The 11211-nt window shown below is 74.6% G+C and carries 8 protein-coding genes; 2 read left to right on the plus strand and 6 right to left on the minus strand.

Going from position 1 to position 11211, the window contains the following annotated elements:
• Positions 1-51: 51 nt before the first annotated feature.
• From LQ51_RS08475 to LQ51_RS08500, 6 genes are all read right to left on the minus strand, one after another.
• Entirely contained in the window at positions 52-1452 is a 1401-nt protein-coding gene (locus LQ51_RS08475) for a pectate lyase family protein (RefSeq protein WP_046564143.1), read from the minus strand.
• Positions 1453-1645: 193 nt separating this feature from the next.
• On the minus strand, positions 1646-2824 hold the full coding sequence (locus LQ51_RS08480; RefSeq protein WP_046564144.1) for a Gfo/Idh/MocA family protein: 1179 nt from the start codon (positions 2822-2824) through the stop codon (positions 1646-1648).
• Positions 2821-4311: a mannitol dehydrogenase family protein gene (locus tag LQ51_RS08485; protein ID WP_046564145.1), complete on the minus strand. Its 1491-nt coding sequence runs from the start codon at positions 4309-4311 to the stop codon at positions 2821-2823. Before LQ51_RS08485 ends, LQ51_RS08480 begins: the two co-directional genes overlap by 4 nt.
• The gene (locus LQ51_RS08490) at positions 4302-5603 is read right to left on the minus strand and encodes an enolase C-terminal domain-like protein (protein ID WP_046564146.1); all 1302 of its coding nucleotides are present in this window, start codon (positions 5601-5603) and stop codon (positions 4302-4304) included. Before LQ51_RS08490 ends, LQ51_RS08485 begins: the two co-directional genes overlap by 10 nt.
• Positions 5600-7033: a glucuronate isomerase gene (gene uxaC / locus LQ51_RS08495; RefSeq protein WP_046564147.1), complete on the minus strand. Its 1434-nt coding sequence runs from the start codon at positions 7031-7033 to the stop codon at positions 5600-5602. Before uxaC ends, LQ51_RS08490 begins: the two co-directional genes overlap by 4 nt.
• A gap of 17 nt (positions 7034-7050) precedes the next feature.
• The gene (locus LQ51_RS08500) at positions 7051-8379 is read right to left on the minus strand and encodes a Gfo/Idh/MocA family protein (protein WP_046564148.1); all 1329 of its coding nucleotides are present in this window, start codon (positions 8377-8379) and stop codon (positions 7051-7053) included.
• Between the two features lie 235 nt (positions 8380-8614).
• Here LQ51_RS08500 and LQ51_RS08505 point away from each other — a divergent pair, with 235 nt between their 5' ends.
• Together LQ51_RS08505 and LQ51_RS08510 are read left to right on the plus strand one after the other, a co-directional pair.
• On the plus strand, positions 8615-9661 hold the full coding sequence (locus LQ51_RS08505) for a LacI family DNA-binding transcriptional regulator (protein WP_046564149.1): 1047 nt from the start codon (positions 8615-8617) through the stop codon (positions 9659-9661).
• A 96-nt stretch (positions 9662-9757) separates the two neighbouring features.
• Positions 9758-11098, plus strand: a complete 1341-nt coding sequence (locus tag LQ51_RS08510) for an ABC transporter substrate-binding protein (protein ID WP_046564150.1) — start codon at positions 9758-9760, stop codon at positions 11096-11098.
• Positions 11099-11211: the final 113 nt, after the last annotated feature.

Below are 11211 nucleotides of genomic sequence, written 5' to 3' on the forward strand. Positions count from 1 at the left end.
GGACGATCAAAAAGGTAACGGGCGGGGTGGTGCCGTGGCGGTGCCGGCCCGCTACCGCGGCAGCCGGCCGGCGCCGGCGAAGGCGTCCACGACGAGCGGCACCAGCGGGGTGGGCAGCACCGGGGCGGCCCGCAGGGTGGGGGTCCAGCCGGCGTCGCCGCCCAGGTCCGGGTCGTGCGCCGCGTTGTACGCGCCGAGCAGGTCGACCGGGCGCGGCCGGCCGGCGCCCTGCCGCAGCCAGCTGCCCCGCTCGGTGAGCGCGGTGCCGCCCCAGTCGTGGATCAGGTCGGCCGGGGCGACGTCGCCGGCCAGGGTGAAGTAGTTGTTCTCCGCGTGGATGGCGGACTGCACGCCGACGCCGAGGGCGTACTCGAAGCCGGGCCCGCCGAGGCGGTAGTGGTTCTCGTGCACGTCGACCTGGCCGAAGCGGACCCGGGGCAGCCGCTGGAGGTCGCCGTCGAAGAGGTTGTGGTGCACGGTGACCTTGAGCCGGCCGACGTCCGGGCCGACCGTGTTGGAGGAGCCGATCAGCATCAGCTTGTCCCGGCCGACGAACCGGTTCCAGCTGACGGTGACCAGGCTGGCGGTGTGCGTGACGTCGAGCGACCCGTCGTGCACCTGGTAGGGGCGGCCGAAGTAGCGCGGCTGGGGGGCGTCCGGGTTGTCGCCGTCGGTGAACGTGTTGTGGTCGACCCAGACGTGCTCGCTGCGGCGGATCGAGATCTGGTCGTACTGGGAGTTCCAGTTGCCGGCGTCGCCGTCGGTCGGAGACCAGGCCGGGAAGCAGTCGCGGGCGTCGACGAAGGTCAGGTTGCGCATGATGACGTTGCTGACCCGGTCGATCATCAGGGTCAGCCCGGTGAGCCGGGCACCGGGCAACCCGATGAGGGTGGTGTTCGCGCCGACGTTGAGCTGGGTCTGCCGGGTCTGGTTGGCCACCGAGCGCACCCGCGCCGCCTCCAGCGGGCCGTCCGGGTTCACCCGTCCCCACACCGCCGGGTCGTACGCGGCCAGGTAGCCGTCGAGCGAGTACGCCGGGTCGGCCAGGTCGGCGCAGTCCAGCAGGCTGCCGTCCGGGCCCTCGAAGCCGTCGATCGTGCCCGCCAGGTAGACGATCTTGGGGGTGGCGTCGGTGGCGTTGGTGGCGTTGTCGCCGCCGAGCGCGTCGACCAGCTCGGCGCGGGTCCGCACCACCCGGATCCGGTCGGCGGTGGCGGCCGCGCCGCCGGTGGTGCCGGTGCCCTCGGCGGCCCAGCCGTCGTTCGCCGGCAGCGCCTGGCGGCCGAGTTCCCGGGCGGGCCGGGGCAGCCCGTCGGCCGGGTGCGCCTGGCGCCCGAACTCCCCGGTAGGCCCCGGCGGCGGCGGGGCGGCCAGCGCGGCCGGCGCGGGCGCGGCGGTGGTCAGCGCGAGCGCGATGGCGAGGAGCGCGGCGTCCGCTGTCGTTCTCCGCATGACTATTACCGTCCTGTCAGCTTTTGGCGGCCGATATCAGTGACGGTAAGGACGTTCTTTTATAAGAGTCAATGTGTACTGTGTGCAGGTTTGTTGCAATAGTCGAATACGAGGGGTATTGCCCCGGCCGGTACCGGCCGGGATAGCGGGCATCTGTCCGGAACGCCGGAACCCGGCCCTGCCGGGATGTGCACTACCGTTGCGGTGCCTCCTCGAACCGGTACGGCGCGACCGCCCACGGCACCCCCGCCTCCGACGGCAGCACGCCGGTCTCCGCGGCGTGCCGCAACACCGCGTTGACCCCCCGGAGCACCCGTTCCCGGCGTGGCCCGTCGCCCACCGTCCCGACCAGCGCGCCGCCGAGCAGGGCCGGCTCCGGCGCGGCACGCAGCGCGTCCAGCACCCCGGTGAACGGCGCGGTACGCGCCAGCGGCGCGATCAGCGGCGTCCCGTCGGCCCGGTGGTCGAGCAGGTTCTCCAGCAGGCCGCGCCGGCCGGGCACCACCCGGGGCGCCGGCTCGCCGGGCAGCAGCAGCCGGTCGGTCGGGTACTCGAGCACGGCCCGGCCCCGGCCGCCGGTGACCACCACCTCGCCGGGCACGAAGTCCTCGCCGGCCAGGGTGAGCGCGGCCAGCACCGGCGGCCCGTCCCGCGGCGTCAGCCGCAGCACGGCGGTGTCGTCCACCTCGATCGGCCGCACCCGGTAGCGTTCCACCTCGATCCGGGCCGGCTGCACCGGCGCCCCGGTCACCGCCTCGGCCACCGCGAGGCACTGCATCACCGCGTGCGCGAGCGGATTGGCCAGCGCCCCGTCGAGCACGGGCCGGCCGCCGAGGGATCGCCGGCCGGCCCAGGGGGACCGCGCGTAGTAGCCGTCGGGGCGGCGCCAGGCGGCCACCGCGCCGACCCGGCTGACCGGGCCGAGCCGCCCGGCGGCCAGCGCGCCGGTCAGCTCGGCCAGCGCCGCCGAGCCGAGCGCCTGGAAACCGATCTGCACCGCCCGCCCGCCGGCCGCCGCCGCGCCCGCCAGGGCGCGGTGCTCGGCCAGGTCGAGCACCGGCGGCTTCTCCAGCAGCAGGTCCGCACCGGCGGCCAGCACGTCCAGGGCGATCGGCAGGTGGGTGTGCGGCGGGGTGCAGACCACCACCACGTCCGGGCGTACGGCGGCGAGCATCGCCCGGTGGTCGGTGAAGGTGCGCGTCCCCGGCGGGACCGGAGCGGCCGGCTCCTCCTCCAGCGGCCGGACGTCGACCAGGCCGGCCAGGCACAGCCGGCCCGCGGCGTGCAGTGGGGCGATCGCCCGCCGGTGCCACCGCCCGTGCCCGTTCGCCCCGACCAGCGCCACCCGCGGCGGCCGCCCCCCGCCGGTCACGTCGCACCCGCCAGGGTGGCCCGGACGCCGTGCCGTTCCAGCGCGGCCAGCCAGCCGGTCACGTCGGCGCGGACCTCGTCGTCGGCGGCCAACTCGGCCGGGAAGACCTCGCGCAGGGCGAAGAGCGCGTCCACCACCCCGGCGGGGGTGTCCCGGCCGGCGGCCAGGGCGGCCCGGATCCGCTCGGCGAGCGGGTCGTCCAGCGGCAGCGGACGGCCGTCGTCGGCGTACCCGAGCAGGAAGCGCAACCACGCGGCGACGACGAGCGACGCCCACCGGGCCGAGCGGCCGGCGGCCCGCAGGTCGGTGATGGTGTGCAGCACCCGCTGCGGCAGCTTCTGCGAGCCGTCCATGGCGATCTGCAGGGTGCGGTGCCGCATCGCCGGGTTGGCGAAGCGGCCCAGCACCTCCTCGCCGTAGGCCGGCACCGAGACGCCCGGGGGTGGGGCGAAGCTGGGCGCGACGTCCTCGGCGACCAGCCGGCGCAGCACGGCGGTCAGCCGGGGCAGCGTCAGCGTCTCGGCGACGGTCTCCGCGCCGGCCAGCGCGCCCAGGTAGGCGGTGGCCGAGTGCACCCCGTTCAGGGTGCGCAACTTGAGCCGCTCCCACGGGCCGGCGTCGTCGGTGAGCACCGCCCCGGCCCGCTCCCAGGCGGGCCGCCCACCCGGGAAGTCGTCCTCGATCACCCACTGCGAGTACGGCTCGGCGGCCACCGCCGCCAGGTCGCTCACCCCGAGGGCCCGCCGGGCGGTGTCCAGCGTGTCCGCGGTGGTGGCCGGCACGATCCGGTCGACCATCGTGCCCGGGAAGCTGACCTGCCCGGCGATCCAGCCGGCCGCCGCGTCGGGCACCCGGGCCACCGCGAGCGCCTGGGTCACCAGGCCGCGCAGCCGGCGGCCGTTGGCGGGCAGGTTGTCGCAGCTGACCAGGGCGAGCGGCCCGGCGTCGGCGGCCGCCCGGGCGAGCAGCCCGCGCACCAGCAGCCCCGGCACGGTACGGGGCGGCCGGTCGGTGCTCAGGTCGGCCAGCAGGTCCGGATCGGCCTGCAGCGCGCCGGTGACCGGGTCGAGCTGGTACGCCTTCTCGGTGACGGTCAGCGTCACCATCCGGATCGCCGGGTCGGCGACCAGGCGCACCACGGCGGCCGGGTCGCTCGCGGCGTGCCGTACCCCGGTCAGTGCGCCGACCGCCCGGGTGGTCGCGCCCTCGGCGGAGAGCGAGGTGACGCTGAACAGGCCGTCCTGGGCGGCCAGCGCGTCGACCACCGCGGTGCTGCGCGGCGCGACCCCGATGATGCCCCAGTCCCCGCCGGCCGCGCCGACCGCCGCCTCGGTGTGCACGGCCTGGTGGGCGCGGTGGAACGCGCCCAGCCCCAGGTGGACGATGCCGGCCGGCACGGTGCCGGGGCGCAGCAGCGGGCGGCACTCGACGGGCAGCCGGCGCAGGGTGGCCAGGGCGAGCCGGTCGCCGCCGCCGGTCAGCGCCATGCCGGGCCGTCCGGGAAGCGGAACCGCGCGATCGACTCCGGTCGCATGGTGCTGCTGTAGCCGGGGGCGGTGGGCAGCAGGTAGCGGCCGCCCCGGGTGCGGACCGGGTCGACGAAGTGCTCGTGCAGGTGGTCCACGTACTCGACCATCCGGCCGTCCAGGCTGGTGCCGACCCGCAGATAGTCGAAGATCGCCAGGTGCTGGACGTACTCGCAGAGGCCGACGCCGCCGGCGTGCGGGCAGACCGGCACCCCGAACTTCGCCGCCATCAGCAGCTCGGCGAGGACCTCGTCGACGCCGGCGACCCGGGCGGCGTCGACCTGCATGACGCCGATCGCCTCGGCCTGCAACAGCTGCTTGAAGATCACCCGGTTGGCGGCGACCTCGCCGGTGGCGACCCGGCACCGGCCGCCGGTCAGCTCGGTGACCGCCCGGGCGATCCGGGCGTGGCCCAGCACGTCGTCGGCATGCGTCGGCTCCTCGATCCAGTACGGGTCGACCTCGGCCAGCGCGGCCATCGCGGTGATCGCCTCGTCGACGTCCCAGACCTGGTTGGCGTCCATCATGAGCAGCGCGTCCGGCCCGATCTCCGCCCGGATGATCCGGGCCCGGCGCAGGTCGTCCTCGGGCGGTCCGCCGACCTTCATCTTCACCGCCCGCCAGCCGTCGGCGTACGCGGTGCGGGTCAGCGCGCGCACCTTGTCGTCCGGGTAGCCGAGCCAGCCGACCGACGTGGTGTACGAGGGGAAGCCGTCCCGCTCCAGCACGGCGAGCCGGTCGGCCAGCCCGTCGCGCCCCTTGTCCAGGATGGCCGCGGCCTCGTCGGGGGTGAGCGCGTCGGTGATGTGGTGGAAGTCGACGGCGGCCACCAGGTCGTCGGTGGGCAGCTCGGCCAGGTACCGCCACAGCGGCTGGCCGGCCAGCTTCGCCCGCAGGTCCCAGACGGCGTTGACCACCGCCCCGGCGGCCAGGTGGATCACCCCCTTCTCCGGGCCCAGCCAGCGCAGCTGCACGTCGGCGGTGAGCGAGCGGGTGAACGCCGCCGGGTCGGCGGCGATCTCCTCGACGCTGCGTCCCCGGACGTGGTGCGCGAGCGCGTGCACGGCCGCGCAGGTGAGCTCGTTGCCCCGGCCGTTGGTGAAGGTGAACCCGGCGCCGGTCGGCCCGCCGTCGGTGGCCAGCTCGACGTAGCTGGCCGAGTAGTCGCCCCGGTTGATCGCGTCCGAGCCGTCGCCGCTGGCGGCGGTGGGGAACCGCACGTCGTGCACGGTGACGTCGGTGATGGTGGTCATGAGTTCGCCTCCCCGAAGTTGAAGACCCGCTTCGGCAGCCGGTACGCCAGGTCGACGATGGTCTCGGCGGCCTCGTCGAGGGGCAGCCGGTGCTCGACGACCAGCCGGGCCAGGAAACCGGCGTCGACCCGGCGGGCCACGTCGTGCCGGACCGGGATGGAACAGAACGCCCGGGTGTCGTCGACGAACCCGGCGGTGTTGTAGAAGCCGGCGGTCTCGGTGACCGCCTCCCGGAACCGGCGCAGCACCTCCGGCGAGTCCAGGAACCACCAGGGCGCGCCGAGGTAGAGGGCGGCGTAGCCGCCGGCGAGCGGGGCGAGTTCCCGGGTGAAGGTGTCCTCGTCCAGGGTGTACAGCACCACCCGCAGCCGCGGCTCGTTGCCGTACGCGTCCAGCAGCGGGGCGAGGCCGTGCACGTACTCGGTGGCGTGCGGCACGTCGCCGCCCACGTCGCGGCCGTGCCGGGCGTACAGCCAGCGGTTGTGGTTGCGCACCGCACCCGGATGCAGCTGCATGACCAGCCCGTCGTCCAGCGACATCCGGGCGAACTCCAGCAGCATGTGCGCCCGGAATGCCTCGGCGTCGGCCGGGTCGGCCCGGCCGCGCCGGCCCCGGTCGTAGAGCGCGGCCGCCTCGGCCGGGTCGAGGGCGAGGGTACGGGCGGTCGGGTGCCCGTGGTCGGTGGAGGTGGCCCCGGCCGCGATGAACGCCGCCCGGCGCTGGCGCAGCGCCGCCAGGTAACCGGCGTACGTGCCGGTGTCCTCCCCGGAGACCTCGGCGAGCCGGTCCACGTTGGCCGACCAGTTGTCGAACTCCATGTCCACCACGTCGTCCGGGCGGAACGTGGTGACCACCCGGCCGCCCGGGCCGCCCCACCCGTCGGCGGCGAGCTTCGCGTGCTGGGCCAGGTCGTCCAGGGGTGACTCGGTGGTGGCGAGCACCTCGATGTGGAACCGGCCGAACAGCGCCCGGGGCCGGAACTCCGGCTCGGCCAGCCGGGCGGCGAGCGCGTCGTAGACGGTGTCGGCGGTGGCCGGGGAGAGCGGGGTGTGCACCCCGAAGACGTCCCGGAAGGTCTGCTCCAGCCAGAGCCGGGACGGGGTGCCCCGGAACAGGTGCCAGTGCGCGGCGAAGCGCCGCCAGATGGTCCGCCCGTCGGTCTCCACCGGGCTGCCGTCGACGCTCGGCACGCCGAGGTCGGCCGGGGGCACGCCCTGGCTGAGCAGCATCCGGGTGAGGTAGTGGTCGGGCACGACGAGCAGCCGGGCCGGGTCGGGGAAGGGGCGGTCCTCGGCCAGCAGGGCGGGGTCGACGTGGCCGTGCGGGGAGATGATCGGCTGCTCGGCCGCCAGGGCGTACAGCTCGCGGGCGAGGGCGCGCTGACCGGGTTCGGCGGGCAGGAGCAGGTCGCTGCGGGAGGTGGTGGGCACGGGGGCGGGCTCCTCGATCAGGGCAGGGTGAGCAGGTCGGCGACCCGGACGGGCGCGCCGGTGTCCAGCGAGCGGTTGGCGGCCAGGCCGGTGAGCAGCGCGAGGGCCCCGTCGTACGCGGTGGCGGCGCGGCCCAGCGGGTCGGGCTCGCCGCCGAGGAGCACCCGGGTCATCCGGGCGTCCGCGCCGCCGTGGCCCTGCCGGGTCCAGCCGTCGACGGGCAGCTCGACCGGCGGCGCCCAGAACGGCCGCAGGGTCAGCCGGGCCGACCCGTGTTCGACGGCGGCCTGGTCGCCGTGCAGCGCGGCGCCCTTGAGCGCGCCGGCCCCGGCCGGGCTGACGTGGTCGCTCTCGGTGACCTCCAGTTCGAGGCGGCCCCGGCTGCCGTTGACCATGACCCGGTAGCCCTCCCAGGGGGCGTACGCGGTCAGGTGGTAGGTCATGGTGGCGCCGGTGGAGTAGCGGGCCAGCACGGCCAGGTCGTCCTCGATGGTCACCCCGGGGGCGAAGACGTTGCGGTCGCGGTGGTAGCCGTCCTCGGCCTCGGCGTCCAGGTAGAGCTCGCGCAGCCGGGGGTGCTCGGCCAGCCGCAGGGCGAACGGGTCGTCGGCGGCGGCGGGGGAGCCGTGCGCGCGGTCGTAGTCGCGGGCGTAGCCGTGCCGGCGGCCGGACTCGCCGTAGAAGAACAGCCGCCCGGCCGCGTGCACCTCGACGGGCCGGGCGTCCAGCCACCAGTTCACCAGGTCGAAGTGGTGACTGGCCTTGTGCACCAGCAGCCCGCCCGAGACCGCCTTGTCCCGGTGCCAGCGGCGGAAGTAGTCGGCGCCGTGCCGCACGTCGAGCAGCCACTCGAAGTGCACCGAGCCGATCTCGCCCACCGCGCCGTCGGCGAGCAGCCGCCGGACCTGCTCGTGCAAGGGGTTGTAGCGGTAGTTGAAGGCGACGGTGACCCGCCGGCCGGTCTCCGCCACCGCGTCGAGGATCCGCCGGCACCGCGCCGCGTCCACGGTCATCGGCTTCTCGGTGAGCACGTCGCAGCCGGCCCGCAGGGCGGCCACCACGTACTCGTCGTGAGTGACGTCGACGCTGGTCACCAGCACCACGTCGACCCGCTGCGCAGCGAGCATGGCGGCGAAGTCGGCGGCCGGGTACGTCGGCACCGGCGGGTGGCCGAGCGCCGCCAGCCAGCGGTTGTGCGCGTCCATCCGGGCCTGGTTGACGTCGGCGAGGGCGACCAGCTCGGCGGTGTCGGCGTGGTCGAGGGCGAGCGCGCGGACGAACATCTCGGCCCGCGCGCCGGCGCCGACCAGGGCGTGACGGATCCGGTCCCGGGCGGGTGGTGACACGGTCGGCCTCCCCGGAGCTGCAAAGGTTTGCAGCGAAGTAACCACGTCGACGAATGCGACGTCAACGATCAGGGGCAAAGCCGCGACCTTTGCCCCTGTTTGGCCCGGCCGGTTGCGACGGTCCTTCCCGCGCTGAAATCGAGACATCACGATGAAGCGTTGACACGGGCGCAACCGTTTGCATTAATGGCGGCACTCACGTGACCGCCACCACACCGGACGAGGGGAGCCGGCCGTGCCAGCCACCATCCGGGACGTCGCGCGGGCCTCGGGCGTGCACATCTCCACGGTCTCCCGCACCTTCTCGGCCCCGCACCTGGTCAACCCGGAGACCCGGGTCCGGGTGCTGGCCTGCGCGGAGGACCTGGGCTACCGGCCCAACCGGGCCGCGCGGGCGCTGATCACCGGCCGGACCCACAACATCGGCCTGATCGTCGCCGACATCGCCAACCCGTTCTTCCCGCCGCTGATCAAGGCGGCCGAGGGGCAGGCCCGACACCGCGACTACCACGTCTTCGTGGCCGACACCAACGAGGACCCGGTGGCCGAGGAGGAACTGGTCCACGCCCTGGCCAAGCAGGTCGACGGGGTGCTGCTGTGCAGCCCCCGGATGAGCAACAGCCTGATCGAGCAGGTCAGCCGGGAGGTCCCGGTGGTGGTGATAAACCGCCAGGTCACCGGCCTGCCGTGCGTGATGATGGACGTCGGTCAGGGCGCCCGGCTCGCGGTCGAGCACCTGCTCGCCCTCGGGCACCGCCGGATCGCGCTGCTGGGCGGCCCGCGCGGTTCGTGGACCAACCGCGAGATGCGCCGGGCGGCCGGCGCGGCGACCCGGGCCGGCGGCGCCGACCTGACCGTCCTGGGCCCCAACCCGCCCACCGAGACCGGCGGTGGCGCCGCCGCCGAACAGGTCCGCCGCAGCGGCGTCACGGCCGTGCTCGCCTACAACGACCTGCAGGCGATCGGCCTGATCGAAGGGCTCGACGCGTTGGGGCTGCGGGTCCCGGCCGACGTCAGCGTCGTCGGCGTCGACGACATCGCGCTGAGCCGGCTGACCCGCCCCAAGTTGACGACGGTGGCCACGCCGACCGCGGCCGCCGGCCGGACGGCCGTCGACATGCTGCTGCAACACGACTCCGAGGGGCCACGCGGCGCCCGGGGCCGGAGCGCGGCGGCCGGCGACCGTCGCACCACCGCACAGGTAATGCTCCAGACCGAACTGGTCGTCCGCGACTCGACCGGACCCGTCCCACCGTCCGGTCGGGACGCCCCCGGCGCCTGACGTGGCGGCCCGGGCCCGCATCGCCGTGCGGACCCGGGCGCCCGCGGCCAGCCGTCGGTGACGTCGTCGCCTTCCACAGCCGAGGAGTGAGCGCAGATGCACCCCGCAACGTCCCCCACCGCCGGCGCACCCGCCGGGCGGCATCACCGTACCCCGCTGACCCGACGTCGACTCGTCCGCGGCCTGGCCGCCGTGGCGCTGGCCGCGCCCCTCGCTCTGGGCGCCGCGGCCTGCGGCGACGACGGAGCCGGCGACGACGGCAAGGTCAAGCTCTCCATCTTCTGGTGGGGCGGCGAGGCCCGGGCCAAGCTCACCGAGGATGCCCTGGCCCTCTACACCAGGAAGCACCCGAACGTGACCTTCGAGAAGACCTGGCAGGCCAACCAGGGTTACTTCGACAAGCTCGCCACGCTGACCGCCGGCGGCAACCCGCCCGACCTGTTCCAGATCGACGACAACTACCTGGCCGAGTACGCCGGCCGCAGCACCACCCTCGACCTGGGCAGCTACCGGGACTCGGGCAAGCTCGACGTGACAAAGTTCCCCAAGAGCCTGCTCGAGTACGGCGTGGTGGACGGCAAGCTCGCCGGGGTGGCCGCCGGGGAGAACACCCAGGGCCTGGTCTACAACAAGACCCTGCTGGTCAAGAACGGGCTGCCGGAGCCGACCACCGGGATGAGCTGGGAGGAGCACATCGCCTGGGCCGAGCAGGTGGCGAAGAAGACGAAGGTGCCCGGCACCCAGGACCCGAGCGCCGACTACAAGGCGCTCTGGGTCTGGCTGCGGCAGCAGGGCAAGGACCTGTACCGGGGCAAGGAACTCGGCTTCACCGTCGAGGACGTGACGAAGTGGTTCGAGCTGTGGAAGGGTGCCCGCGACCGGGGCGCCACCCCGACCCCGGACGTCATCCACCAGGGCAACGCCACCGACATCACCAAGCAGCTCGTGGTCACCGGCAAGGCGGCGACCTCCTGGGTCTGGGCCAACCAGATGCCGGACCTGAGGAAGAACACCAAGGACGAGCTGGGCGTGGTGGCCTACCCGGGCGACCCGAGCGCCCAATGGGCCCGGGCGTCGATGTACTGGTCGGTGTTCAAGAGCAGCAAGCACCGGGACGTCGCGGTCGACGTGATCAACTTCATGGTCAACGATCCCGAGGCGGTGGCGCTGCTCGGCACCGACCGCGGGCTGCCGTCCAACCTGGATCTGCGGACCAAGGTCAGCGAGACCGCCACCGACCCGGCCATGAAGCAGTCCATCCAGGTCGAGTCCGAGCTGGCGCAGAAGTTCGGCAGCTCCCCGCAGGTCCCCATCAAGGGGCACAGCAAGGTCAAGGCCGAGCTGACCAAGGCCGCGGAGAACGCCCAGTACGGCCGGGCCACCCCGGCCGAGGCCGCCGAGCAGTTCGTGGCGGCCTGCACGTCCGCGATCGCCTGACCCCGGCCGACGGAAAGGAGCGGCCCGTGGCGCTCACCACGGCGCCCGACCGGGCCCGACGCACCGGTCCGGCCGGCACCCCCCCCCGCCGGGGCGGGGCCGGCCGGGCCCCG

Origin of the sequence: Micromonospora sp. HK10 (assembly GCF_000982955.1) — a bacterium.
In the GTDB taxonomy this organism is placed as follows: domain Bacteria; phylum Actinomycetota; class Actinomycetes; order Mycobacteriales; family Micromonosporaceae; genus Micromonospora.

Bases quoted from the DNA above. Each gene is read 5' to 3' on its own strand.
- LQ51_RS08490 (WP_046564146.1), bottom strand. From the start codon at position 5,603: ATGACCACCATCACCGACGTCACCGTGCACGACGTGCGGTTCCCCACC.
- LQ51_RS08475 (WP_046564143.1), bottom strand. From the start codon at position 1,452: ATGCGGAGAACGACAGCGGACGCCGCGCTCCTCGCCATCGCGCTCGCG.
- LQ51_RS08510 (WP_046564150.1), top strand. From the start codon at position 9,758: ATGCACCCCGCAACGTCCCCCACCGCCGGCGCACCCGCCGGGCGGCAT.
- LQ51_RS08485 (WP_046564145.1), bottom strand. From the start codon at position 4,311: ATGGCGCTGACCGGCGGCGGCGACCGGCTCGCCCTGGCCACCCTGCGC.